General features: G+C 48.2%; 21 protein-coding genes and 2 pseudogenes. 8 read left to right on the top strand and 15 right to left on the bottom strand.

Translation table 11 applies throughout. The features are described from left to right. The first annotated feature begins 2 nt into the window (after positions 1-2). The 3 genes from EXT46_RS07235 to EXT46_RS07225 all read left to right on the top strand — a co-directional run bounded on the left by EXT46_RS07235 (position 3) and on the right by EXT46_RS07225 (position 5,198). A complete protein-coding gene (locus EXT46_RS07235) occupies positions 3-3,197 on the top strand; it encodes a CusA/CzcA family heavy metal efflux RND transporter (protein ID WP_018624877.1) in 3,195 nt (1,064 codons plus the stop codon). Between the two features lie 176 nt (positions 3,198-3,373). Further along, complete coding sequence (locus EXT46_RS07230; protein ID WP_045980005.1) at positions 3,374-4,276, top strand: cation transporter; 903 nt, start codon at positions 3,374-3,376, stop codon at positions 4,274-4,276. A 34-nt stretch (positions 4,277-4,310) separates the two neighbouring features. Further along, on the top strand, positions 4,311-5,198 hold the full coding sequence (locus EXT46_RS07225; RefSeq protein ID WP_045980004.1) for a cation diffusion facilitator family transporter: 888 nt from the start codon (positions 4,311-4,313) through the stop codon (positions 5,196-5,198). A gap of 980 nt (positions 5,199-6,178) precedes the next feature. On the opposite strand, the gene merA is transcribed toward EXT46_RS07225, so the two are convergent. From merA to merR, 5 genes and pseudogenes are all read right to left on the bottom strand, one after another. Then, the gene (merA, locus tag EXT46_RS07215; protein ID WP_012801201.1) at positions 6,179-7,816 is read right to left on the bottom strand and encodes a mercury(II) reductase; all 1,638 of its coding nucleotides are present in this window, start codon (positions 7,814-7,816) and stop codon (positions 6,179-6,181) included. A 10-nt stretch (positions 7,817-7,826) separates the two neighbouring features. Then, positions 7,827-8,272, bottom strand: a pseudogene (gene merC, locus EXT46_RS07210) (organomercurial transporter MerC). Positions 8,273-8,285: 13 nt separating this feature from the next. Then, positions 8,286-8,561: a mercury resistance system periplasmic binding protein MerP gene (gene merP, locus EXT46_RS07205; protein WP_012801202.1), complete on the bottom strand. Its 276-nt coding sequence runs from the start codon at positions 8,559-8,561 to the stop codon at positions 8,286-8,288. 34 nt (positions 8,562-8,595) lie between these two features. Then, positions 8,596-8,943, bottom strand: a complete 348-nt coding sequence (locus EXT46_RS07200; RefSeq protein WP_045980003.1) for a mercuric transporter MerT family protein — start codon at positions 8,941-8,943, stop codon at positions 8,596-8,598. 84 nt (positions 8,944-9,027) lie between these two features. Beyond that, on the bottom strand, positions 9,028-9,420 hold the full coding sequence (merR, locus tag EXT46_RS07195) for an Hg(II)-responsive transcriptional regulator (RefSeq protein WP_012801204.1): 393 nt from the start codon (positions 9,418-9,420) through the stop codon (positions 9,028-9,030). A gap of 143 nt (positions 9,421-9,563) precedes the next feature. On the opposite strand from merR, the pseudogene EXT46_RS07190 reads away from it, so the two are divergent. Then, positions 9,564-10,340 (top strand): annotated as a pseudogene (locus EXT46_RS07190) (efflux RND transporter permease subunit); the annotation flags it as partial. Positions 10,341-10,388: 48 nt separating this feature from the next. On the opposite strand, the gene EXT46_RS07185 reads toward EXT46_RS07190, so the two are convergent. Continuing rightward, entirely contained in the window at positions 10,389-10,949 is a 561-nt protein-coding gene (locus EXT46_RS07185; RefSeq protein WP_130146295.1) for a short-chain dehydrogenase, read from the bottom strand. 132 nt (positions 10,950-11,081) lie between these two features. On the opposite strand from EXT46_RS07185, the gene arfB reads away from it, so the two are divergent. Together arfB and EXT46_RS07175 are read left to right on the top strand one after the other, a co-directional pair. After that, entirely contained in the window at positions 11,082-11,495 is a 414-nt protein-coding gene (arfB, locus tag EXT46_RS07180) for an alternative ribosome rescue aminoacyl-tRNA hydrolase ArfB (protein ID WP_022943501.1), read from the top strand. Between the two features lie 99 nt (positions 11,496-11,594). Next, positions 11,595-12,635, top strand: coding sequence for a nitronate monooxygenase (locus tag EXT46_RS07175; RefSeq protein ID WP_130146293.1), 1,041 nt, complete (start codon positions 11,595-11,597; stop codon positions 12,633-12,635). Positions 12,636-12,661: 26 nt separating this feature from the next. Here EXT46_RS07175 and EXT46_RS07170 read toward each other — a convergent pair whose 3' ends face one another. The 6 genes from EXT46_RS07170 to EXT46_RS07145 all read right to left on the bottom strand — a co-directional run bounded on the left by EXT46_RS07170 (position 12,662) and on the right by EXT46_RS07145 (position 20,498). Then, positions 12,662-13,078: a hypothetical protein gene (locus EXT46_RS07170; RefSeq protein WP_130146291.1), complete on the bottom strand. Its 417-nt coding sequence runs from the start codon at positions 13,076-13,078 to the stop codon at positions 12,662-12,664. Positions 13,079-13,370: 292 nt separating this feature from the next. Further along, on the bottom strand, positions 13,371-14,396 hold the full coding sequence (locus EXT46_RS07165) for a DUF2955 domain-containing protein (protein ID WP_130146289.1): 1,026 nt from the start codon (positions 14,394-14,396) through the stop codon (positions 13,371-13,373). Between the two features lie 15 nt (positions 14,397-14,411). Then, positions 14,412-15,428, bottom strand: coding sequence for an HlyD family secretion protein (locus tag EXT46_RS07160; RefSeq protein WP_130146540.1), 1,017 nt, complete (start codon positions 15,426-15,428; stop codon positions 14,412-14,414). A gap of 53 nt (positions 15,429-15,481) precedes the next feature. Next, the gene (locus tag EXT46_RS07155) at positions 15,482-15,946 is read right to left on the bottom strand and encodes a MarR family transcriptional regulator (protein ID WP_130146287.1); all 465 of its coding nucleotides are present in this window, start codon (positions 15,944-15,946) and stop codon (positions 15,482-15,484) included. 516 nt (positions 15,947-16,462) lie between these two features. Next, the gene (locus EXT46_RS07150; protein WP_130146285.1) at positions 16,463-19,642 is read right to left on the bottom strand and encodes a M1 family aminopeptidase; all 3,180 of its coding nucleotides are present in this window, start codon (positions 19,640-19,642) and stop codon (positions 16,463-16,465) included. Continuing rightward, positions 19,629-20,498, bottom strand: a complete 870-nt coding sequence (locus EXT46_RS07145) for an ABC transporter ATP-binding protein (protein ID WP_130146283.1) — start codon at positions 20,496-20,498, stop codon at positions 19,629-19,631. The genes EXT46_RS07150 and EXT46_RS07145 overlap by 14 nt, the downstream gene beginning before the upstream one ends. 204 nt (positions 20,499-20,702) lie before the next feature. Between EXT46_RS07145 and EXT46_RS07140 the strand changes: the two genes are divergently transcribed. Then, positions 20,703-22,205 (top strand): sensor histidine kinase, encoded by a 1,503-nt coding sequence (locus tag EXT46_RS07140; protein WP_130146281.1) that lies wholly within the window; start codon positions 20,703-20,705, stop codon positions 22,203-22,205. Next, a complete protein-coding gene (locus EXT46_RS07135) occupies positions 22,199-22,882 on the top strand; it encodes a LytTR family DNA-binding domain-containing protein (protein ID WP_130146279.1) in 684 nt (227 codons plus the stop codon). Before EXT46_RS07140 ends, EXT46_RS07135 begins: the two co-directional genes overlap by 7 nt. Before the next feature lie 97 nt (positions 22,883-22,979). Here EXT46_RS07135 and EXT46_RS07130 read toward each other — a convergent pair whose 3' ends face one another. Genes EXT46_RS07130 through EXT46_RS07120 form a run of 3 tightly spaced genes read right to left on the bottom strand, consistent with a single transcriptional unit; the run spans position 22,980 to position 26,875 of the window. Beyond that, positions 22,980-23,819: a DUF4198 domain-containing protein gene (locus EXT46_RS07130; RefSeq protein WP_130146277.1), complete on the bottom strand. Its 840-nt coding sequence runs from the start codon at positions 23,817-23,819 to the stop codon at positions 22,980-22,982. Next, on the bottom strand, positions 23,816-24,883 hold the full coding sequence (locus tag EXT46_RS07125; protein WP_130146274.1) for a PepSY-associated TM helix domain-containing protein: 1,068 nt from the start codon (positions 24,881-24,883) through the stop codon (positions 23,816-23,818). Before EXT46_RS07125 ends, EXT46_RS07130 begins: the two co-directional genes overlap by 4 nt. Further along, positions 24,884-26,875 (bottom strand): ligand-gated channel protein, encoded by a 1,992-nt coding sequence (locus EXT46_RS07120; RefSeq protein WP_130146272.1) that lies wholly within the window; start codon positions 26,873-26,875, stop codon positions 24,884-24,886. Positions 26,876-26,922: the final 47 nt, after the last annotated feature.

Raw genomic sequence — 26,922 nt, 5'->3', positions numbered from 1 at the left:
CTATGTTTAATCGAATTGTCGATTGGGCGGTCACTAACCGTTTGCTGGTGGCGATTGCGCTCATTACACTAACGGTCAGCGCCTTTTTTATTATTCCAAGGCTGAATCTTGATGCATTTCCGGATGTTACCAACGTTCAGGTCTCGGTCAATACTGAAGCTCCTGGCTTGGCTGCTGAGGAAGTCGAGCAGCTGATAACCTATCCGATTGAAGCTGTCATGTACGCTCTGCCTGATGTAGAAGAAGTAAGGTCTATTTCAAAGACTGGCTTGTCTGGCGTTACTGTTGTGTTTAAGGAAGGCACTGATATTTACTTTGCCCGGCAACTGGTATTCGAGCGACTTCAGGCTGCCAAAGAGCTGATTCCAGAGGGCGTTGGTACACCCGAAATGGGGCCAAACACTTCTGGGCTGGGGCAAGTCTATCAGTATTTACTGGTTGCCGAACCCGGTTCGGGTTTCGATGCCATGGAGCTACGCAGCTTAAATGACTGGGTGGTCAAGTTGTTGCTTATCCCGGCCGAAGGCGTGACTGATGTGCTGTCTTTCGGCGGTGAGGTGCGTCAGTATCAGGTCGATCTGAATCCGTCAAAGCTGTTATCTTACGATCTGACCCAGGACGATATCATGGCGGCTCTGGAGCGTAACAACACCAATGTTGGCGGCTGGTATATGAACCGTGGTCAGGAGCAATTGGTGATCCGAGGTACCGGCTGGCTCGATCATGGCAAGCAAGGGCTGGAGCAGATCCGTCAAGTTCCCCTGAAAACGGTGGATGGCACCACTATCACCGTATCGGATGTAGCCAAAGTGAATCTGGGTAGCGAAATCCGCCAGGGCGCAGTGACCATGACACGCCGAACTTCGGATGGGAAAGTTGAGACACTAGGCGAAGTCGTCTCAGGCATTGTATTAAAACGTTTAGGCGCCAATACCAAAAGCACCATTGATGGGGTTAATGCCCGTATCGAGCGTATTAATCAGGCGTTACCGGAAGGAGTTAAGTTCGAGGCTTACTATGATCAGGCCGATCTGGTGACGCAAGCGGTTGATACCGTTGTCAATGCTCTGTTACTGGCGTTTGTCTTCATTGTGGTCATTTTGGCGCTGTTCCTAATGAATTTGCGTGCTACCTTACTGGTACTGATCTCAATTCCAATTTCCATCGGTATTGCTTTGATGGTGATGGCGTGGTTTGGTCTTTCGGCAAACTTAATGTCTCTAGGCGGTATTGCCGTGGCCATTGGCATGCTCGTGGATGGCTCTGTAGTGATGGTCGAAAACATGTTCAAACATTTGACCCATCCCGATGCCACCCATGACAAAGATAGACAGACAATGGTTCAGGATGATCCAGATCCTGTTGATGCAGCTCATGATAGCCATGGGATTGCTTTACGCTTGCAAGAAGCTGGCAGAGAGGTAGCAAGACCTATATTTTTTGCGACAGCAATTATTTTAGTTGTCTTCATGCCGCTATTCAGTTTCGAAGGGGTCGAAGCCAAACTGTTCCAGCCGATGGCTATCAGTATCATGCTGTCTATGCTGTCCGCGCTGGTTGTAGCTTTAATCATAGTCCCAGCATTAGCCACCTACCTGTTTCGCAAAGGGATACGCCCGCGGGAGAGTTTCGTCTTGAAACCACTTGATAAACTCTACCGCAAGGGTTTGTCGTGGGCTATGAGCCACAGTAAGGTCGTCGTTGGTATTGCTGTAACGCTCGTGGTTGCGGCAGCTTTAGTAATACCGCGTCTGGGTACCGAGTTTGTGCCTGAACTCGAAGAAGGAACGGTCAACCTCCGGGTAACTCTCGCTCCGTCCTCCAGCCTGGATACTGCGCTTGAAGTCGCTCCAAAACTCGAAGCAATGCTGATGGAATTCCCGGAAGTCACCTATGCGTTATCACGCATTGGACGTGCCGAAATTGGCGGTGATCCAGAGCCAGTGAATAACATTGAGATCTATATTGGTCTTAAGCCAGTGCCAGAATGGACCAGCGCCGATAATCGTTATGAACTTCAATCCCTGATGGAGCAAAAGCTGGAACAACATCCCGGATTGCTGTTCAATTTTTCACAACCAATTGCCACCCGTGTGGATGAGCTGTTATCGGGGGTTAAAGCGCAACTAGCGATAAAACTCTTTGGTAAAGATCTTGATGTGCTGGCTGAAAAAGGGCAGGCAATTGAGGCAGTGGTCAAAAAGATCGACGGTACGCGTGATGTTGCCATGGAGCAAATTGTCGGTGAAGCTCAATTGGTCGTAAAGCCCAATCGCCGCGCATTGTCTCGTTATGGACTCGACGTAGCGGATGTCATGGAAGTGGTTCGAAATGGGCTTGGCGGTGCCAGCGCTGGACAAATCATCAATGGTAACGAACGTTATGATATCTATGTTCGGTTGGATGAACGTTTTCGCCAAGATCGCGAAACTATTGCTGACCTTCGTTTGCAGGCACCTTCAGGAGCCTGGGTTCGCCTTGGTGATGTAGCCTCTGTAAATATTGCTTCCGGCCCGCCGCAGGTTCGCCGCGATGATGTTCAGCGCAGAGTAGTCGTTCAGGCCAATGTGCAAGGGCGTGATATGGGCAGTGTGGTAGCAGATATTCGCGCAGCGATTGCTGAACAAGTTGATTTGCCAACGGGTTACTCCGTGGATATAGGTGGACAATTCGAAAATCAACAGCGAGCACAAAAGCGTCTGTCGCTGGTCGTGCCATTATCGCTGGCGCTTATTGCCTTGTTGCTTTACTTTGCCTTTGCTTCGGTTGGTCAGGCTATGCTGATCCTGGTAAATGTACCTCTAGCCGTTATTGGTGGGGTGTTCTCACTCTGGCTGTCAGGGCAGTATTTATCAGTGCCCAGCTCGGTCGGATTTATTACCCTGTTTGGCGTCGCGGTACTTAACGGTGTAGTGATGGTTGAAAGTATCAATCAGCGTATCAAGGATGGCCTACCTGTCAGTGAAGCCGCTTTTGATGGTGCCGTATCCAGGCTTAGACCGGTATTGATGACAGCAGTGACATCTGCGTTAGGTTTAATACCGATGTTGCTATCAAATGGCGTTGGCGCAGAGATACAAAAACCGCTTGCCAGTGTTATCGTAGGCGGGCTGATAACAGCCACATTTTTAACACTGTTTGTGTTGCCCGTTCTGTTTGCCTGGTTTTCAAAAGGTAAGTTGAAGGAGAAACACTAACTAGCAATCTGCCGGCTCTATTTTGGAGTCGGCAATACTTTATAATAGCAAGATGGTTTGAACCAACACCCCATTAATGCTGAAAGCTCGCCCATTTTCGTATCGAGGACTCTCCGCTTTAGACTATAGTGATCGGGGAGGGGGAAAGCCAATATCAAAAAATGCAAGGTATACCTATGAGCCAGAAATGTAACCGTGACTGCAAAGCAGATGCTACAGATGAAACACAAGATATTACTAACGACGACAAGTTATTTGAAGGGGCACATGTAAGCGAATACCACGTTCCTAAAATGGACTGCCCATCAGAGGAAAGCATGATCCGAATGGCACTGGACAGTCTTGAGCCAAGTGTAATCCTCGAGTTTGATACACATAAACGCATAGTTAGAGTGCTTCATCACCTTGAACTCAGGGACATGGTAGAAGACCGGATAACGTCTCTTGGGCTTGGGGCTAGATTGGAATCAACTAACGCTGTGGACAGCGAGATTATCCATAAAGCAAGGTTGACGGCACAAAATGAAGAAGCAGAGGAAGCTGGGATACTTAAAATGCTATTAGCTATTAATGCAGTGATGTTTATTACAGAACTTGTTATCGGCTGGTGGGCACAATCGACCGGATTGATAGCTGATTCATTGGATATGTTTGCCGATGCAGCAGTGTATGGGGTGGCACTATACGCCGTTGGGCATGGCGTCCGAAAAAAACTCCGTGCAGCGCATATATCAGGATGGTTACAGATTATATTAGCTCTGGGTGTATTAACAGAAGTTGTGAGGAGACTGGTTCAAGGGAGTGAGCCTGAGTCAAACCTTATGATGGTGTTTGGCTTAATTGCCTTGGTAGCAAATGTCTGGTGCTTAATCTTAATTGCCAAAAAGCGAAATGGCGGCGCTCACATGAGAGCAAGTTGGATTTTTTCTGCTAACGATGTCATCGCTAACGCAGGCGTTATTATTGCCGGAGGATTAGTGGCATGGACGGGCTCACAATATCCAGACTTAATCATTGGGTTTATCATTGGATTAATTGTTTTAGTTGGCGGTATTCGTATATTGAAGATCAAATCCTAAGGTAGGAATAGAGCTCCACAAGAGGTAATCTTAAATGCATGATCATTCGCACTCACATGGTTCAAATAATCGTATAGGTTGGGCATTTTTTCTGAATGTCACCTTTACCATTATCGAATTTATAGGAGGTATCTTAACCAATAGTACCGCCATCATGGCCGACGCCGTTCATGATCTTGGCGACAGTTTATCCATCGGATTTGCTTGGTTTCTCAGTAAAGTTAGTGAAAAAGGTTCAAATTCAGAGTTCACCTATGGTTACCGCCGGTTATCATTGTTCGGTGCACTTATTAATGGTCTAGTCCTCATTATTGGTTCCGTCTGGGTTCTGACAGAAGCTATCCCTAAACTCCTGCAACCAGAAATGCCTATAGTTGAGGGCATGATCGCCTTAGCCGTGTTTGGGGTGCTAGTTAATGGGTTTGCGGCTTATAAATTAAGTAAAGGCAAAACTCTTAATGAGCGTGTACTCAATTGGCATTTATTGGAAGATGTACTGGGTTGGGTTGCAGTTTTAATCGTTTCCATCGTACTTCTTTTTGTTGACTGGCCCATTCTTGACCCAGCTTTATCAATTCTTTTCACTCTCTATATTTTAATTAATGTTGCTAAAAACCTTTGGCACACTATAAGGTTATTTTTACAGGCAATCCCTGACAAAGAACTGTCAAAATCAGTTTATAAAACCTTAATAGAACTCAAAGAAGTGGATAGTATCCATCACCTGCACTTGTGGTCATTGGATGGAGAGCATCATGTACTTACTGCTCATCTAGCTCTACAAGAGGCACTGTCTACTCAACAGCAACTGGAGTTAAAAAAGTCCATAGCAGAACGATTGAGTAAATTTAATTTAGAGCATACGACCATTGAGCTTGAAATGACAAATGAGCAATGTCGCGATGATTCTCAAGCTCTGTAATTGGGAGTGTACAGCTATAATTTATATTGTGGCCGCACTGTAACTGGTACCCTTGACCTATGCGTCGATTAATTTATTTCGTTGAATCAAATCTTGTTTGGTTTGTGATTATTGTAGCTGGAGTTGGCCTGATATTGCCCGAATCCGGGAAGTACCTCGACTCCTCAATAGCCCCTTTACTTGTGATTCTGATGTTTGTGATCAGCCTTACATTTGATGCACATGCCGTACGAATAGTCTTTCGCAAACCGTCAAGACAGTTTTTGGCAATGGGGCTCGTCTATGGCCCGATTCAATTGCAGGCTTCTTGACTGGTCGCCTTTTTCAATGCGGTCAATACAGCCTTTTCTCCTTTCGTAGTTCCGCTCCTTTTTCTATGGCTGACAGGGATACAGCTAGAAGTCCCTCTCGTTTCCATCATCCTGGAGTTAGCTCTAGTTGTTTTAGTGCCTACAATTCTCGGTGTAACCTTACGCACCAACTTTCCGACGATTATTTCAAAGCATGATTCGACTTACGCAGGAATTGGGTCAGTCTTCTATCTTGTAATATTACTTGCGGTAGTGGCTTCCAATGCAGAAACCATCATTGGTTATGGATAGTATGCTTTTGTAATTGCTGGAGCAGCTTTAAGTCTAAATCTTTGTGGCTACTTAATTGGAATGGCTTCACGGTTTATAACGACAGACCGACCGGAAGTCATCGCATACCTATTTACTGTCAGCAAAAAAGAATTTAGCATTGCAGCGGCTTTTGTGGCTGCATCCCGGTTGCCATCAGAAATAGTAATACCAGCCACATTCTTTGCAGTAATTCAGATGATCACATCTCCTATTGTGACCAAATATCTTGCTTGAGGCTAGCTCTCAAACAGTTACTGAAGAAACTTTCCACGAAGAAATATGCAGTAAATTGGTAGTACCGTATCACTGGAAACCAAAAGCAGACTCATAAATATCTTTTCTGACGAAAGATAAAGCTTACCCAGCACAGCAAGACAGTTCTTTAATATCTTTACTGAAAGTTTGTGCACAAAGCTTCAGGCCTTCCACCATAGTTAAATAAGGAAACAATTGATCCGCTAAGTCATCCACTGTCATGTGGTTGTGAATCGCCAGTGCCGCGCTCTGGATAATCTCGCCGCCATCATGAGCTAATACTTGGGCTCCGATCAGGCGTTGGGAGCCAGCTTCAACCACCAGTTTGATGAAACCCTGAGAGTCGAAGTTAGCCAGTGCTCGAGGCACGTTTTCCAGTGGCAATACTCGACTTTCGGTCTCAATATTCTGTGCATGAGCTTCTTGTTCTGACAACCCTACCGTTGCTACCTGCGGTTCGGTAAAGATCACGGCTGGCATCGCGGATAGATTCAACCGAGCTTCACCCCCTGTCATGTTAATCCCTGCACGACTGCCTGCCGCTGCCGCGACATAAACCAGTTGCGGCATGTTACTACAATCACCTGCTGCGTAAATATGTGACTGTGATGTGCGCATCTGATCACCTACAGTGACCGCTCCATTGGCCTCTTTTTCTACACCGGCAGCGGCAAGATTAAGCTTACCGGTATTAGGTGCACGGCCGGTGGCGACCAGCAATTTATCGCCACGAATTTCTCCTTGCTCGGTATCAAGGATAAACTTATTATCTTCATAAGACACCTGACTGGCTTGGGTATGTTCCAGTACGCGAATGCCTTCCTGTTCAAAAGCTACGGTTAAGCCTTCTCCCAACAGTGGGTCTTCACGGAGCAATAAAGTACTGCGAGCCAAGATAGTGACCTCTGCACCCAGCCGACGATAAGCTTGAGCAAGTTCGACAGCCACAACTGAAGAGCCTATCACTAACAAGTGCTCAGGTAGCTCAGTTTCGAATAAAGCTTCCGTCGAAGTCCAATAAGGGGTATCAACCAGGCCTGGAATAGGAGGAATAGATGGCTGACTGCCGCTGGCAATCAAAAAGCGATCTGCAACCAGCTCTTGCTCGTAACCATCTTTGTTGCGAATAGTTAAGGTATGAGTATCTTTAAAAGATGCATAACCTTGTACCAATGACAATGCTGGATTGGTATCCAGAATATGCTGATATTTGGCGGCACGTAACTCTTCCACGCGTGCAGTTTGTTGTTTCGCTAACAAGCTACGATCCAAAGAAGGTTCATGATTTTCTAGACCGTCGAAAGGATTGTTACGCTGCTGTTCAGCCAGCTGGGCAGCCCGGAGCAGAATTTTCGAAGGTACACAACCGACATTAACACAACAACCTCCGATCACATCTCCAGCTTCAACGAGTGTGACTTGTGCTCCATTTTCCACTGCCTTGATAGCACAAGCAAAAGCAGCCGAGCCAGTACCGATGATAGCGACATGCAGCGACTTTTTGTCAGTCACATCTTCACTATCGCAGCCATCTAACGCGACAGGTTGAGCCGTGTAGCCAAGAGCTTTGATGGTATTGATTAGCGTCTGTTCATTGACATCAGATTCTGCTTCGACGACTGCACTGGATTTCGTATAAAAAACGGTGGCATTTCTGACGCCAGGCATGACGATCAAGGCATCTTCGATCTGCTGAGGGCATCTTTCACAAGTCATTCCAGAGATGGAGAATTTACGCATAAAGACCTCCTTATGGATTTGAGTGAGTGTTGTCGGCAGGAAGCACACAACTTTCATTGTCACAGCGTTTATTCGCTGGCGAAAAAATATCCCAGATTGATACCGCTACCATCAGTGCCAAGGCTGAGTACGTCACATAAGTGCTCCAGGCATATTGAAAGAACGGATAAAGTGATAGCAACAACAGAATAGGCCCTAGCATACCAAGCAGGTTACGATGCCACTGCTTGTGACCAATCCAGCCAAGTCCGTTAACTATTAGGCTAACCCAAGCCAATATAGGCAAGAGTGTATTGATAAAGAACCACTACCACTGACTGAGGAACCCTGCCCGATGGCTGCCCCCAAGCTGGCGATGGCCGGAAAGCACATGGCACAACCCATGGCAGACACCACGGCACCTAATGAGCTGGCTTTGTCGCCAATGCGGGTAAAAAGACTCAGCAGGTTCTTCATTAGTATTCGTCCTTTATTGCTTTACCACAGATGGATAGCCGGCATTTTTTGTGGCCTCGGTCAGCTTTTCCACCGTAGTTTTTTCATCATCAAAAGTGACCACGGCTAACTTATCTTCGAAGGTCACTTCAGCTTTGGTAACTCCCTCAACCTGTTGCAATGCTTTTTCCACCGTAATCGGACAAGTTACGCAGGTCATCGTGGGAACTTCAAGCATGACTGTTTGCTGCTTGGCAAACGCACCCAAGCTAAGTATTGATAGTAGGGATAATAGTGCAATTTTTTTCATCTTCTTCTCCAAGGGTTATTTCTCAACGATATAATTAAGCAAACCAGATAATCCAGTAATTGCTAGTGACTAATATTAATGCAATGAAGGCGGTTACCCAGAAAATGATCTGCCGGCGCTTACGTACTTGTGGCATTGCACAAGCGGTTCCAGGCTCACACTCTTCTATAGGTCGATAAACTTTCCAACCGGCAAAACTAAATAAAACCAGTACCAGCAAGATAAAAATAGGGCGGTATGACTCCAATACGGTCAGATTGCCAATCCAAGAACCACTAACGCCTAGTAGTAACAAGACTAAGGGCCCAGCACAACAAAGCCCAGCACCAATAGCAGCAGCAATACCACCAACTAGCGGTAAACTGGTATCGTTTTTTGCCATGGCTTACTCCACTTCAAATGTTCTGATAGAAAACAGTATAAACTCCGTATCCAAGTACGGAGTCAAGGGGTTTAGCGATTGTTATTAGTTGTTTTCTGGGAGAAGGGAAGTAATAATCGGGCAATGTGCCTGTTCAGTGTTGCTTGCACATTGTTTCAGTAAATCATTAAGACTGGTTTCTAAGCGGCGTAGATCAGCCATTTTTGCACGAACACTGGCAAGTTTGTGGTTTGCTATACTTTGTACTTCTTGGCAAGAAGTCTCTTCCAGCATCAGCAAGTTAGCGATCTCATCCAAGGAAAACCCTAACTCTTGAGCACGTTTGATAAACCGAATGCGATTCAAAGTCGTCTCAGGATAACGACGATAACCTTTAACGGGTTTTTGGGGCTGTTCAATTAAGCCGCACCGTTCATAATATCTAACGGTCTCAACGTTTACGCTTGCCAATTTGGCAAGTTGACCAATTACATACATAATTTAACCGTATTGTCGGTACTGAAGTGGGTAGTAAAATTCTAAGTTGAAAGTACGAATATAACAAACAGTGTATCAATAGCGCAAAGTCTGCTGTTAGTTCGTTGAGATATTCAATATATTTCATATGGTTAAACTATTTTTTGGTCGATTTATCACGAATCGTGGCCGTACCTCATTTAGAGGAAAAAGCGGACAGTGACAGTTTACGCCGTGTTGATGGTCGGCGCACGGTCACCGTGTATATTATACCGCCTCGCGATGTGGCCTTGGAAACAGCACAGCAACGAGTGCGTGAACAACTGTTAGTGCAGTTAAAGCAGCAAGGCGACTTATTACCGGGAGTGAATGTGAGTATCGGTGGCGCAGCCGATCAGCTCGACAAGACCCGAGCTGCACTAAGCAGTAACTTTATCGTCGCGCTGGCGCTGTGTTATTTGTTGTTGGTCGCTATTTTCAAACACTGGGGTTATCCACTGTTTATTATGGCCACCGTCCCTCTAGGTATGGCCGGTGGGCTGTTGGGCTTGGTGATGATCAACGGTCTCGGAGGGTTATTGGCGGGCTTTCATCAGCCTTTCGATATGATCACTATGCTGGGCTTTTTAATTCTCCTTGGCACGGTGGTGAATAACCCTATTCTTATTGTTGACCAAAGCCGACGCAACATAGAGTCTGGCCCCCAGTCTGTGCTTGAAGCGGTTACTAACGCGCTGCAAACGCGCTTAAAACCTATTGTTATGTCGACCATGACGACTTTGTGTGGCTTAGCTCCGCTGGTGTTTATTCCCGGCGAGGGGTCGGAGTTGTATCGTGGTGTGGGGATGATCGTGCTGTGCGGGATTGCGGTATCAACATTGGTCAGCTTAACCGTGTTGCCAGCGCTGTTGGTAAGTTTGCTAAGTCATAAGCAACGCTAAAGCAAAGCCCACCGCAGGGTGGGCTTTTTATGCCTTAGTAGTGGCCTATTATTGCCCGAGTACCGAGAATAGTTTTTTCAGCTGCGGCATGTATTCTTCTACCAAAGCAATATTAGTGTCGCTGACATCCTCACTAGCTTGATTTGCACTGCCCATGGCACCGAGCAAAGAGTTGGTCTTGTTGCTACTACCAGAAAGGCTTTGTAGGCCGCCCATAACCTCATCAACACGGGCCTTATCTTCGGCAGATAAATCGCCTTTAACATTGGCTAAATACGCTGCAGTTACTTCGCTACCGACACTGATCAGTTGCTCAGGGGTAAAGCCATAGCGGCTGATCACATCGGCAAACTGTTGGTAGCTGTCGGTATTTTTCAACATCGCAATGGCGCTATCACTCATTGACTTGTTGTTTTGCTCGCTACCTTGGGCGCCGAGTAGGGCGGCACCATCAAACTGCTGCCCTTGCTTATCTGCCCAATTGGTCACAGCAGGTGCTGCCTTAATAAAGTTTTCGACGTCTTTTTCCGTGAGCTCTAGCGCCAGAGCCTGAGCGCTGGTAAAGGCCGTGGTAGCGACCAGTGTAAGCGCCATCAATAAATTCTTCATTGTTCTCTCCATGCAGGTATTGTGTAGGTGATGTCGTTGTTGTCTAAATTCACTGAGTTGGGCCTTGGCGCGCTCAGTGATAAACTCAATGTCATCAATGATAGTTCAAAGTCGTTAAGGCAAGATGAATAGATGTTGCAGATATCTAATACGGTGACCATAGACGAATGGGAAGTGGAGCTGTCTGCCATCCGCTCGCAAGGAGCCGGTGGTCAGAACGTCAACAAGGTGGCAACGGCGATCCATTTGCGCTTTGATATTAACCGCTCGAAATTACCCGACTTTTATAAACAGCGGCTACTGGCCTATCGCGATAGCCGTATCACCAAAGACGGGGTAGTGGTGATCAAGGCACAAAGTCATCGCACTCAAGAGCTCAATCGGGAAGAAGCACTGAAACGTTTAAAAGAGCTTATTTTGGCCGCCACTAAGGTTGAGAAAAAGCGCCGCCCCACCAAACCTACACGCAGCGCTCAGCGTAAACGTGTCGACAAAAAAGTGCAGCGTGGGCGTACTAAGCAATTGCGCAAAATACCCAAACTTTAAAGGCGAGAAAATGCCTTAATTAGGGTGGCTAATTGGCATCGCACCAAGTAATGTGGTGAAAGTAATTGCAGCCACCTTACAATGAGCCACGGAGGCACAATGGATTTGCTCAGCACACTTAACCTAGCATACCCAATTATTCAGGCGCCTATGGCGGGAGTACAAGACGAAAAGCTCGCCATAGCCGTTGCTCATGGCGGTGGTTTAGGCTCCCTTCCTTGTGCCATGCTCAGTGAAGAGCAAATCATGGCGCAAGTCAGTGAATTTCGCCAACACACCCAGCGTGCCCCAATTAATCTTAACTTTTTCTGCCATTCTATGCCGAGTTTAAATCAGGCTGAGCAAAGCCGCTGGCAGCAATTGTTAGCACCTTATTATCAGGCACTTGAATGCCATCCAAACGATGACCTAGGGGTGCTCAGGCAACCGTTTTCTGCGCAGCATGTTGCTGTGCTGGAGCAGCTGCGCCCGGAAGTCGTAAGCTTTCATTTTGGCTTGCCTGAAGAAAAACAATTACAACGTGTAAAAGCAACCGGTGCTGTGGTGTTATCCTCAGCGAACACATTAGCCGAGGCGCGCTGGCTCGCCCAGCATGGGTGTGATGTGATTATCGCTCAAGGTATTGAAGCGGGAGGCCATCGTGCGATGTTCTCCTCAACGCTTGCTGAGCAGGGGACAACGGCGCAATTATGCCAGCAAATCCTGACTGCCAAAGACATTAACGTGCCAGTGATAGCTGCGGGCGGCATTACTCAGGCTGAGCACGTGGCACATTATTTGAGCATGGGAGTCATTGCTGTACAGGTAGGCACCAGTTACCTGTTGTGTGAGGAGGCCACTACCAGTGCTGTGCATCGTCAAGCGCTGCGCGCAGAGCACCGGCAAACGGCAATAACCAACTTATACTCTGGCCGCCCAGCGCGGGGGATCACCACCTCTTTTATGCAAGAGCAAGGCTTTATAAGCGACCAAGTCCCTGCTTTCCCCTACGCCAGTGCTAAGCTAGCACCGTTACGTGCTAAGGCGCAAACCTTGGGCAAAGATGATTTTACGCCGCTATGGAGTGGCACCGATCGCAGTGGCTGCCACGCCATAAGCGCAACCGAACTGACTCGGGATTTAGCTGCACAACTCAAATAGCCGCGTCAATGAGCGGCTAATGATTATTAGGTAATAATCTGCGCATCAGGGATGGTGCGCTTGATGTAGGTTTTTAAGTCGTCCACGTAGTGGCTATCAAATACAAGGCTGACTTGGCCCCCGCCGTTGTAAGGCAATTGGAATAGGCCTTTGTCATCACACGTGTCGATAACGACTTTACGGATCTCATGCACCGGAAACAAGGCTTCGCCAACACTGAGTAGCTCTTCTTCGACCTTGATGTGATCGAAAGGGTTAACGAGCTGTTCGCCCATACCATAACGATAGCGATGCCACAGCAGGGGAACATTAATTAAACCCGCAGCTCCCCATAAGCGGTAATCATCGCGAACAAAGCCAGCGACCAATAGGGTGATGGCTAACAAGGCGAGCACCCACATCCACCATCCTGTTTTTCCTAATTTGCTAAATGCGCTATGCATGGCCCATCCTTCTGCTTACTTGAGATATTCATGGTAACGGGATTGGCGAGTAAGGAAAAGCCCTGCGCTGCTACGAAGAATAAGCCGATGTATCACTTAATTTGCGGGAGCGGCAGCAACCGCAAACGCAAACCAAGACCCACTGATAGATATCCCAGAAAGATACATGGCCCGGGTCAGCTTCGCCTGTTTGTGCAGCACAGGGGGAAGTTCACTGTTCAAGAGAATAATATTAATGTTATGTTATAGCAACCTTGTTTTCGACCCCAATTCGGGTAAAGCCTCAGAATTGTTAGTTAAAGGTATGATGGCGCGTGGCCGCAAAGCGATTCAAAATATGGTGGATAACATACACCAGACATAAACTGGCGGTGATTGCCACACACACAGAGCTGAAGCGGTACAATGCGCTATATACTAAGTCTTGGTTTGGCGCGAGTGATTGTCCGAATAAAATGCCAAAGGTGGTGATAACGCCAAATCCAACCCCCGGCATACCGCCTCCTAATACATGGTAGCGACTAAACACAAAGGTGAGGATCCACAACACCAATATTGGAAACACTAAAATCTGACTGTAGGTAAACAAGAGTAATTGCGCTGCCAACGCCAAGTTGCAACCGATTAACGTGCCGATAGCGCGTTGCCAACCCGCCATTGATGCCGCTTTCCAACACAGTGGAAACAGAATCAAAATAGAGGCGGCTTGGGCCGATACCGAATCTTGTAAATCCAGTATCTGAAAGACCATAAAAGAGAGGGTGGCGACGGTGGCACATAACAGCACCTCATGGCGGACACTGGCTGCATCTTTAGCGGCGCGCGAGATGGGCGTGCGCGCGCTCACATCAGGAAATAACCAATGCATAATATAGGCGCTGACTAGGCTCACAGTTACTGCCAAAAAGTTACTAAAGATCAATGGGTATAAGCCCAAGCCGGTGGCGCTGTAACTGGCGAAATGCAGTTGAATGGATAGCCCAACCACACTCATGGCGCCGAATAGGAAGTGGGCACCGCGACTCATTTGATAAAATAACAATGCAAACATGGCAAAAGCCAGTATCGACATCAAGATCGGATGAAAACCAAATAAACCTTGCAGCACCAATACCGCAAAGCCACAAAACAATGCACTGGCGATAAACTGGCGGACAATATGCGCGTTTATGATTGGTACTAAACCCAGCAACAGCATAGGGTAGACAGTAAAGAAAATACCATTGGGCCAATTAAACAGCTTACTCAAGCTAAACCCGAGCGTTGCGCCGGTGGCGATGCGGAGCATTTGGCGAATGTCGTTGGCGGTTAGGCTCATGGCGCAGCTCCTTGGTTAATAGATATAGTGCATTAGGCTCACGGCCTGAATTTGTGCGTTGGCTAGCAGTTGCTCCACTGGGTCATCGGGCACGATTTGCACTGTGGCTCTCGCGCCACTGGCAAGGTGGATTGAGGTAAACTCATCATCGAGTTGCAAATGCACGCGTTGACGTTGGGCATCACGGACCCAGCGGTTAGAGGTTTCGACCTCAGCCAGGACCCCATTGGCGCTGAGCTGCCCGGCACTTGAGCCTGCAGCGAGCTCGCTGACATGGGCCGCAAACACTTGCCCGGGTAGAGCATCGAAGCTGACTAAGGCACGGTTGCCGATACGCACGTGATACAGCGATTTTTCACGAAAATCAGCGGCCAAGTCTAGTTGCTCGGTCACCAGCCCCGTCATCGCCATTCCTGCTTTGGCATAGGTACCTGTGGTCACTTGTAGATTGCTAATAATGCCATCATGAGGCGCCACCACTTCGGTATAACTGAGATTCAGCTGTGCCTGCTGAAGCTGATTACGGGCCTGTTGCCAAGCGATATTGTCCTCACCGTGCGCGCCGCGCTTTATTATCAGTGCTTGCAGCTTGGCTTTTACGGCACTGACCTGTGCCTGGGCACTGGCCAGAGTAGCGCTGATCTCATCACTGCGCTGCTGCGAAATAGCCTGTTTACCAAGTAGGGTACGGCTGCGTTGATGCAGGCTTTGCTGCTCATGTAACTTGGCTTGAGCCGCCGATAAGTCGGCGCGCAAAGCCTTGATGTCAGCATCAAGCTGTTGGTTTTGCTGTTGCACTTGTGCCAAGGCCAGTTCAGCTCGTTTTACCGCAAGTTGGTATGGGCGAGGGTCGATACGCATGAGTACCTCTCCTTGGCGCACATGTTGATTATTGCGAACCGCCACAGCAACAATTTTGCCATTGACCTGTGGGGTGATTTGCGTCACTGGGTGGTAAACGCGCGCCTGTGGTGTCATTGGCATGTATAAATCAGCAACAATAAAATAGCCAAAGCATAGGATAAACAGCATGATGGCGATTTTAACGTAGCGTGCGAACTGCTGATCGGGAGTCGGTTGCTGGCTCACTCTTGGTCCTCCATAAATTGATTGGCATTGTCTTCTAAGGCCACCAGGCCAAGCGCCATCATATTAAGCTGCTCATCGCTTAACCCTCGGTATAAGTGAGTCTTGACCTCGCTGATCCGCGCTTTGAGCGCCGATAATTGCTGCTCACCTTGGGCTGTGAAATACAGGCGCCGACAGCGCTTATCGTGCTCATCGACACGGCGCTCAATCACCTGTGCGTGCTCCAGTTGTTTCAGGGTGCGGGTGAGGCTTGGCATTTCTATATCTAAGCTTGTGGCCAGTTGGTGCTGTGTACAGCCTTCGCCAAGATGGTGCATATGCATCATTGCCGTCCAACCCGGTTGTGTGAATCCAAGTGGCTCAACGGCGACTGACACCGCTTGTCGGCAGATACGGTGAACGCGGCCAAGCTTGCCACATAAGCTTAAGTCGAGGGTTTCATGAAAAGGAATATCAGCCATGGTGCAGCGCTCTCATTTAGTTAGCAGGCTAAGTATATTACAATAGTTAGCACGCTAAGTAAATATTCGAGGTTATTTGCCAAGGCTATGTCGGCGGACTCAACCTGGGTCTGAGCCCTTAGAAGGGTGATGTAGTTAGCAATAAAAAGGCAATTATTGACTGTTAAGCAGCGCGCATTGGAAGGGATGTGGTTGAAAGTACAACCATTATTATATCAATGGTTTTTTTGCTCATACTGGCGATGATCTGTGGTGTGCACTTAGGCATGCTTATTTTAAAGAGGAAGGTGCCCGCATTGAGCGTTAAGTTATTAATGTTGGCCTTGGCCAATACATTAAGAGCAAGTACCAATCCACACGGCTATAAGCACGCCCGTTGCTACTTAATCGGATGGTTGCTTTATAGTACTGTTGATGGTGGTTGCGCAGCTTAAGTGGGCCTAATAGAACTGAGATTCAGGTCTGGTGATACGGGCTATTTTAGCCCATATCATGCACAAGCTTGGGCTCAGCTTTTTAGTCGCTATGCATAAAGTCGCTTTGCATTGTTAACGGTGAGAGAAACAGCTGCTCAATTCTGTTATGCCACCGCTCCCCCAGCTGCGATTTCAAGGCGCGAATAAAGTCCATGGATGTTGCTGGCCTTTGTGGATAGTGATGCTGCCGCCAAACGGTTTTTAACGCTGCAATGATGGGCTGATCGCCTACTTCCTTACGTAATGTTTGAAACACAACTGAAGCCGCTGAATACATTTCAAAGCTGGCCCGCGCATCTACTAACGACAAAGGTTCCAGCTGATTACTGGCTCGTTGCAAACGAAAGCGTTGTCGTTCATAGTCAACCAAAGCGCTTACCGCCTGTTCGCCATATTCTTGCTGTAACATCACCAGCTCTACGTACTTCGCCATGGATTCAACCAAAAAGGCCCTATCATATTGAGCGCCATTGCCAATACCATGGCCCAACCATTGATGCGCCGTTTCATGCACAGTGCGCCTGAATCTTTGGTCAAAACCGGCATCGTCACTTGGCAAAGCGCGAAAACCAACTTTGTTATTGATCAATATGATTCCGGGTAGAGCATAGCCGGTGGGTCCTATATTGGGAATGCTTATCAAGTTGAGATCACCAAATTCATGTGTCATGCCGTTATCGGCAAACCAGCTGGCCGTGGTATGCATCGCTTCTAAGTGTAACTGATTCACAGGTGGCGGCGCAGCGCTAAAAACACGGTACTCTCTATTGCTAAACGTCGCTGAAGTAGGCTTCATCGAGGTCGACAACCACCCCTGAATATTCCTAATCTTTGAGCTCTCGTAGACAAAATACGCCCGTCCAGCTGCTCGCCAGCTCTTCTGCAACTTGCCTTGGGCTATGGCAAAGTGAGCCTCCGTGGTTGATACCACCGAATGCAGTGATACCCAATCATAAGTATCAAGGTTGGAGTCTGGTTGCGCATACGCTTGAGAGGGGGCTTGCAAGGGGATAGGCTCAACACCATGTGCTTGGCGCTTGTCATTGTTTCGTATTCGGTAGTGCGGGTTAAAGCCAATAACAGGAAGTATTGGTACACTGCGAAGGTAGCCAAATTCGGGTTTTATCACTTGGTGCAGTGAGGCCGCGAACAGGCTCGGTTCAGTGTAGGACAACTTGACCTTAAGGCGCTTGTTTTCACCTTTGCGCATTGGCTGAGAGAATACGAACTGGTATTGATTCAAGCTACTATCAAAATCCACCAGTACCGCGTCCTCCAGTTGCATCTGCTGGTACTCTTGGGTGGCGAAACCGCCGACAAGAACACGCTTGATATCTATATCCGTTGTGTTAACTAACTGCATATCTAGCTGAATTTCGGCCTTTGATGCCTGAGGATAAAAATCAACGCTGGCATCTATATGCGTCACCATGGGTTGCGCCACTTCTTGCCAATGCTTATATCGCTTTTCATATTCAGCTCGCCATTGTGCACTGGTATCTAGGCCTATGAATGGGTTTTGCGCTTGCAAAACAAAGTGCGCAGCCACAACTGTAAAAGCTGCAATCGCAAACAGCGAAAGTGCGGGGTAGGGGCTAACCCCAGGTGATTTAAACCTACTTCCAGTGCCGCGATGAGACTGCTTGATGGCCAATAATATCAAGCAGCTAATAACAATAAGCCATAGGCCCATAAAAGGCAGATAGGCTTCTATGGTAGCTGCAAACCCCCAAAAGCTGTCACCCTTGCTCAATGGTGTTGCAGCGATATTCCATAACGGATGAGCCAAGCCCAATATTGCGGTCAGTGGGGTGAATTTCAATACTAACACTAAGGTATTGATCATAACTGTCATCAATGGGTAGTTACACCAGTGATTAATGGTCACAAACACAGCTGATAATAACCATAGCGACGCAAAGGCTAAACTCAGGTGCTGGATATAAGTAAGCGGGTACCATTGACTTCCTATTACCCACTCTGCGATGCTCGAGCCCAGAGCAGTGGTGAGCATAAGGGCAATCAGCATAACGGACAAAGTCAGTAATTGGCTGGTGATCATGATCGTAGTCGATACCGGACTTGCGGCTATCAATTCATGGATATGCGCGCGCTTGTTCATCCACGCAAGTTGCCATGCCCAAAACAACACAAAAACAGCCCCTAGCTTGGCGACCAGCTCCCACATAACCCTATTTAGTGCATCAAGACTAGTGGGGGCGACAATAGAAAACGGCTCAGCATAGTCAGCATTGGCGCTCACCTCGCTGAAGATCAGCACCGCCCAAGCTAACAACAGTAATAGGTTAAGCTTGTTAGTTAGTAAGCTTTGCGTAGCCGTTTTGGTTAATGTCAGCAGTGTCTTTGACGCGTTTAATTGTGTGGTTGCGAGTTGATAGTAACTAGGTTGTGCTGGGAGCGCGGCCTTATTGCTATCACCCGGCTGCCTCCTTTGGCGCCGAGGTTGCCTATGGCCTTGGCGGCGAACTGAAAAGTACACAATTGCTGCGGCGAATACGACAATAATCAGGCGGTTAACAGTGGTCGAAGGGTCTAATGTTGCTGCTTGCCCCGATAAGATTGCTTGTGTATAGGCGGTAAAGCCGAACGGGTCAACCCAGCACATCACTTCTACCAAAGTATCACTGACAACAGTACTTCCGGCTAGAATGGGTGAGCCGGACATACTGGCTAAGGTGGCATAGCCTATCCATAGCATGCCAAATGCGGCGTATAGGGTGTAGGCGCTATAGTTCTTCGCTGCCAGCCATAGGGAAATTGCGCTTAATAATAACGCCGCCGGCAGCATCAATACCAGCACATGCAGCCCCGTCGCACCCAGCAATAAAACGTCGCTCTTGTGCCATAGGCTGAGGGTCATAAGCGACATCGCAATAACCATAAAGGCGGTGCACAATGCTAATAAGGCTCCATATCTCAGCAGCAAGCGTCGAGTCGTGGATAGTGCCGTGACACCAACCAGTTCAGTCATGCCATAGCGGCTATCTCGCATGAGTAGTAGCGGTGATAGCGCAGCCATTAAAATAGGCAATGCCAGCATGATAAATGCGCAGTGTATGTAAACTAATTGCTTCTCTGGGTCGGTATGTTCTCCCCCCGTGCCATGGGCAAGTAACAGTGAAAATAGCACAAGCACGACACCGCTGAGCCAAACGAGCGGCTGGCGCACCAAAAAGCGAAACTCATTAAGCCACAGCATTATCAAGCCCCTGCTTCTTTAGTTCGAGAAAGTAACGGTCTTGCAAGCTACTGTGCACTTGCTGGGCAGCGCCATCTGGTTGTGTTTGACACCAGAGTCGGTATCGCGGCTTGCCCATATGGTGGGTCATGGATAAGATTGATTGCTCATTACTTGGTTTTTTGCTAGTAAGCCACACTTTTCCGTCAAGTAGTGACAGTAAGGCATCGACTCGACCACTTTCGACGATCCGCCCGTTCATCATCATGGCGGCATAAGTACAAAGGTTTTCGATATCTTCAACGATGTGGGTAGAGAGCAACACCAATTTGCTTTTACTAATTGTCACCAACACATTATGTAGACGCTGACGTTCGACAGGGTCGAGACCGGCGGTAGGCTCATCCATGATTAAGACCTTAGGAGAGCCTAATAGTGCTTGGGCTATGCCGAAACGTTGTCGCATGCCGCCAGAGAACGCGGTTACCTTTTTATGTGCTACTGTGCTTAAGTTAGTTAGTGCTAACAATTGCTCAATTTGTCTATCTTGCTCGCGTTTGTTGGTAACACCTTTTAATATTGCCATGTGTTGCAATAAAGCACGACAACTCATATTGGCATAAGTGCCGAAGTCTTGTGGCAAGTAGCCGAGCTGTTTGCGCATGAACATCGGCTCCTTGGTGATATCAACCCCTGCCAATGTGACTGTGCCGCTGTCGGCAGACTGTAAACATGCTAAGGTGCGCATAAGTGTCGACTTACCGGCGCCATTTGGACCTAACAGTCCGACCATGCCGCATGGTAGGGTTAGATTCACATCAAACAAGGCAGTGGTGCCATCGGCGTAGGTTTTATTTAGTGATTTTATTACAAGCATAAGCTCGTCCTGTGACTGGTTTTCTTGCCAACTTAGAAAAAGCGGCAGCGTTGCTCAATGTATCAATGACCAAGGTCGACAAGTCGGTGACAAAAGGCTATTGAGTCATTTAATCAGTGAAAACAGCACTTTCGTCATCAAAGAGCAGACGCCAGTACGCGATTTATGACAGGATTAGACTGTGTTGACTAAAAGAGACAATCTGTGCAGCCCTTATCGACCACGCTAGAGCCAAGCCAGCGCAGGCAAATGTTATTGTTAATGTTGCCACTTATTTCTGCGGCATTATTGCAAACCCTGACACTCATTTTCGTTAAAAATGTGGCTTCGATGCTACCCGCTTTAACGCTGTTGCTTACGACCTGCATTGTCTTTATTCCGTTCTTTGTCAGTCATTATCTGAGCTGGCATTACCATGGCCTACGCGCCGCAATGCTTTGGTCTGGTGGTTTTCTCGTGTACCCCACCATACTGATGGGCTTTGAGCTGACGTTGTCACTGGGGATAGAAAAGGAGATGATGACGCAAGGTGTCGGGCTTGCTATTGCTGCGAGTCTAGGTCATCGAATCAGTGTGCTGCGACGTGAGCGAAATTCCACGGCGGCCTCGCAATGGGTATCGCGGCTGTTATCGCTCAACAGTGTGGTGGCTGTGCTATTAGTTTCCTGGGCAAGCATTGCGGCAGGAATGTTTGTTTCTACCGTCGATCCTATGCACAATCAGCCAATCGCTCCTATTATTGATAGCGCGCGGGTCATGGATAATTTCGGGTTATTTATCTGGTATTGGCTGCAGTTTCTCTTTTTGGCGTCCTTAATAGCCATTATTTATTGCCTTAACCGTTATGTGCTCATTCGCAATATCTTGAGTAATCACGGGGTGTTCTTTTTTATTCTGGCCGGCATTATGAGTGTTGTGGTGTTCACCCCTATTTTAGCGTCACTTGGGTTATTATTGCCGCTAAATGAAGACAATCTAACACTGATCCCATCAGAGAATAACAATCCGTTTGATGTCATTAATTTTCAAGGTTTTTTCGCTATTTTGGCCATAACTACCCCAGTGATATTGGCGTTTGAACGACAGCAGCAGAACGCCCAAATTGAGGCCGTAGCGCGACAACAAACGCTTACCGAGTTGAAATTGTTACAACAGCAAATCAACCCTCATTTTTTATTCAATACCTTAAACAACGTATACGCTTTAACGCTCAGTAAATCCGAACAAGCACCAGAATTACTGATGCAACTGGCAAATTTATTACGCTATACCGTTTACAAAGGGCAGCAGCCGCGCGTGAAGCTGAGCGAGGAAGTTGACTACCTGGAAAACTATTTGGCCCTGCAACGCATTCGCCTGGGCGAGCGTTGTCAGTTTGATATTGAGCTTCCTAGAGGTCAACAACCATGGCTGATACCGCCTTTATTGCTAATAGTATTAGTCGAAAATGCATTCAAACATGGCATAGAGCCATCACACAGCGAGGCATATTTGAAATTGTCTATCAAGGTTCAAGGCAACCAATTGCACATGCTGTGTGAGAACTCCTTGGCGATTGAGTCGGCAGCTCATAAAGCCGGTGGTATGGGGTTAGGGAATTTACGTCGGCGGCTGACGTTGTTATTCGCAACTCATTTTGAACTCATATGTACACCACGCGAAAGTACTTGGAAAGCGTCATTGCAGTTGGAGTTAACGCCATGCTAAGTGTACTGATTGTTGACGACGAGCCTTTGGCTCATCAGGTTTTAATCCATCATCTAGAAGATCATCCAGACTGCCAATTATTAGGGCAGTGCTACAGCGCCGTGCAAGCCTTACAGTGGCTTGCTAACAATAGTGTAGATGTAGTGTTTTTAGATATCAATATGCCACATTTGAGTGGCATAGACATGCTCAAAGTGCTCGCGAATCGGCCACAGGTTGTAATTGTTAGCGCCCACCAGGATTATGCTTTGGCGGGCTTTGAATTGGAGGTGTGCGATTACCTACTCAAACCGGTTGCTAAGCAAAGGTTCGATAGAGCCTTGAATAAGTTGCGTCGAGCCAAACAAGTAACCTACGGTACTAATGAGGATCAATGCATTGTATTGAAAGTTGACCGCGAGTTACAAAAGTTCAAGCTGGCAAAGATAAGCTACTTCGAAGGCTACGGAAACTATGTAAAAGTATGGCAGGGGCAAGAGTATACTTTGGCAAGTTGCACCCTAAAGCACATTGCCGAGCAGTTATCGGATGCGCACTTTACGCAGATCCACAAATCTTATGTAGTTAACAATCATCAGGTAAAAAAAGTAGCCACCGATTCAGTGACCATGGAATCAGAGCAGCAGTTACGTATTGGTAAAACCTTTAGGGGAACCATCACCAAGATTCTGGCATAAGCAGGGCCTAGGAAGAGCTGAGGATGATACTCCCTTGCCATAAAAAAGGGGCCACAGCTTCACTGTAAACCCCTTTGACACTGTCTGGATGTGCCAGTTACAGCGGCAATACCTCGAACACGGCCACATAACTGCCACGGCGAGTTTGCGCCGGAGCTTTGGCTTGCTGGTCTTCATACTCGGCTTCAAACCAGTACATTCCTGGCTGCGTAAATTGCAGCTCAATTTGACCATTATCATCGGCGGTTAACTGTGTGGCGATGTTGCTATCACGATACCGCTCGCCTTGACGAACTAAGGTTACCTTTGCGCCAACTGCAGGCTGGCCATCGATCAGTAGCTGCATAGACGCACTTTCATCAACGTATAAATCGTTCGGGTGGGTTAGGGCATTAAGCTCGAGCCCTTGGCCGCTTGGGGTAATTGCCGTGTCATTAGGAGCTCCAAGGGTGACGAAGGTTTCCATGCGACGAGCAACATCGCTCACTTGCAACTCTTTGGCATCGCTGGGTACTTGCTGTTTGAACTGCGCTAAAGTGCCGGTCTTTCCACGGCCAGGCCAATAATGGCGCTCGCCCTCTGCATCCACCCAGCGGGCGACAATGGAGCGGCTGGCGTTAAATACGCGGTAGGTTCCTTGCTGCTGTAGGTGCAGATCAAACACACTGCGATAGCGAAGCTTGGCGCTATTTTCTAAATCCACAGCTTGGCCATCGGGACCAATTGCAGTCAGTCGCTCAAGCGGATAGGCATAATGGTCGGGATTAAAAATGCCGTTGGCGATTGCGGCGTCAAAGGTGATCCATTCATCATCACCTGAGACCACAGTGGTACTTGGTTTAAGCCACACTCGGTGGGCGTGTGCTGATTGGCTAATAACGGCTGTGGTTGCAAGGGCGGTGCATAGCGCCGCGCTGATAATTGTTGCTAGCTTCACGTGTTAGGCTCCATAGTTAGTGTAATTGTGCCGAGCTCATGCTGGCCTTGCTCGGTATGGTGTTGTGATTGGGTTATCGGTAATGTCAGGGGAATGCGGATCAACTCGCGCCCGCCTAATTCCCTCGCCGCTTCTACATTGAGGGTGTACTCACCATCAGGGAGAGCGGCCAATTGCGCTGCGAAAGGGCTTAAATCAAGGGTGGCCACGCCAGGGCGGCGCGTCGCGCCGGTGACGCCATCGACAGGGAGCGACAAGCTGCGACCACTGCGACGCCACCATAAACGCAAATCTTTTAACCACTTCTCACCCTCACGGTCAGCGAGCTTGGTGTCATACCAGATGGCTAAATCAAGCACCGCTTTGCGCTTGCTATTGGCTAACCACACGGCCACATAAGGTGGGTGATATTCGGCCACGCTTAAGCGGGGAATTTCGACTTGCAACTGGTTCGCTGACGCCGCATGGGCAGGTAGCACCAATACCAAAGCAGGTATACCTAACCCGGCCAGTACCAGTGGCCACGTTGATTTGCGGCCTTTGGCATAGCGTTTTAGTAATAACAGCCCAGTGATCGAAAAAACGATGCAGGCCACAGAGAAAAGATCAATAAACATACTCCACCACATACCGGTATTCCGGCCCTTATGTAAGTCATTTAGATAGGCTATCCAACCACGGTCGGTAGCTTCTTGATAAAATTCGCCGGTATCTAAGGTCACAGTAAACCAGCGGTCACCCCCGGCTTTGGGCATGGCCACATAAAGCTCAAAGTCGCTCCACTCAAGCTGTTTATAACTAGCAATAGACTGCTCGGTTTGACCTTGATACCAACGCTGAAAACTCTTTGGTAGCTGCTCGTTGTTGGCGGCGGCTTTCAATTGATTGAGGATGGCATTGGGCACTTGCGCTTCAATCTGCTGCACTTGCGCGCGGGACTCAATGCTCGCGGCATGGTTTAGGGTGATCCCTGTAACAGCAAAAAGCAGCATGCCAATAAGGCACACTGCTGAACTGATCCAATGCCAAGCTTTAAGATCCCAAAGCTTACTACGTTTGGCCATTTAGAAACTCCAGGCTAGCGACGCCCAGTAGCGACGTCCGTCTTCGATGTAGCCATATTCATCTTCACGAATTTCCTTATCAAAGAGGTTGTACACCCCAAAACCTAAGCGTACAGAATCCATGACTTGGTAGTTGGCGCCTAAATCAGCGGTGGTGTAAGACGGCGCAATGAGGCTCGACTGTGAAGGGCCGGTTGTCGGTTGGCTTTCCTCACCGCGATAATGCACGCGCAGCCAAGTGCCTAAGGCATCACTGGCTTGCCAGTTGAGCGACGCTTGTGCCAGGTGCTCCGGTAATTGATTCAACGGACTGCCGGCATATTCACCGGTTTTTTGTTCCGAGTCGGTGTAGGTGTAGTTAAGCGCCATTTTTACCGTGCTGGCGAGCTCGTAGTCTAGTGAGACTTCTACCCCTTGAGTGGTCGCCTCATCAACATTGGTATAGGTTGTTGGCAGTGAGCCAAACTCATTGGGCCCGTCGGTACACTTTGTTAACGGGCAAGCTACGCGAGAGATTTTATCGTCAAACTCGTTATAAAAAACCGTGGTCGATGCACTTAAGCCTTGCTCGGTATCGAGGTAAATCCCCATTTCATAGTTGAGCGAGGTTTCAGGGCTTAAATCGGGGTTACCATAGATGTTGCCGCCCCGGCTAACTTGGCCCCAAGCAGCGGTTGTTTGTCGTAGGTTCGGTGCTCTGAAACCACTGGAAATACCGCCTTTAACGGTCAGAGTGTCATTGGCGTTATACACCGCATACAACCTTGGGCTGGTATGGCCGCCGAATTGTTGGTCTTTGTCGTAGCGCAGCCCCGCAGTCAAGGCCAGCTTCTCGGTGGCTTGGAACTCATCTTCTGCAAATACCGAGTACATATCGTTATCAATTTGCGTGAGCTCACTAATACGGTTGCTGGTGTTATCTTCTAAATCTTCACGTTGGTAGGCCACGCCGGCACTCATTTTGTTGCGCTCATTAATAGGCAAGGTCCACAAACTTTGCACATCAATGTTTTCAACAATCATATCCCGTGACTTGTTGTCGTACTTATCGTATTGCGCATAGCTAAATGACTGGCCAAAATCCCAATAACCGGTGTGTGAGAGTGAAATGGTTTGATTATCGTACTCGGTTACGGTGGACTCTGGGCAGCCACGACGGCCGCAACTTTCCCCTGGAGCCAGTGGCTCTACGGTTTTGCCCAAGGTGGCATCCAGAGTTTGCGATGCACTGGCAATGTCGAGTAAAAAACTGTGGGCATCACTGGGTGTGAACGATAACTTAGCTTGGTAATTCTCCGCTTCTTTACCACGGAAGCCGCTGTAAATATCGTCTTCATCGCGGTTGCTGAATTGGCCATACACTTGCAGCCCGAGCTTTTCAGGGATCAGTGCGCCGGCGGCAAAGAAGTTGGCTTGGTGAATATCACCCGATTCACTGCTTTCTTGCATGGTGGTATCCAAGCGCAGTTCACCGTACCACTGCTTAGGGGTTTTGCGAGTAATAATGTTGATCACCCCACCGATGGCATCGGAGCCATACAGAGATGACATGGGCCCGCGCACCACTTCGATACGCTCTATGGCGGCCAGTGGCGGTGTCCAAGCGCCTTCAACCCCTGGGCCATCGCTATTCGGGCGAGTTTCCCGTGAGCTTTGGCGTTTGCCATCAACAAGAATCAGGGTGTATTGGCTGCCCATACCCCGTAGGCTGATGTCTTCACGGTCGCCGCCACCGGTAACAACCACCCCAGGGACGTCGGTCATCGCATCGGTTAAGTCGCGGTAAAAGCGTTGCGAGAGCTCCTCGCGATCGATTACGCTAATAGAGGCAGGGGCATTCTTAATAAGCTGCTCGTAACCCGAGGCGGTTACCACGATTTTTTCCATGTCGTTATCAGGTGCTTGGTTAGCATGAATGCTGGTGCTTAAGGTAGCGAGCGCAGCGGTGATAGCGAGGGATAACGGGGCGGTACGACGTTGCACCGTGAACATTGGGGAACCTCCGTGGTATAATCAAGGTAAATGATATTAATTCTTAT

This window comes from Pseudoalteromonas sp. CO325X (assembly GCF_004208955.1).
Lineage (GTDB): Bacteria > Pseudomonadota > Gammaproteobacteria > Enterobacterales > Alteromonadaceae > Pseudoalteromonas > Pseudoalteromonas ruthenica.
The sequence above is the reverse complement of the archived record's forward strand: the minus strand, read 5'-3'. Positions and strand labels throughout refer to the sequence as shown.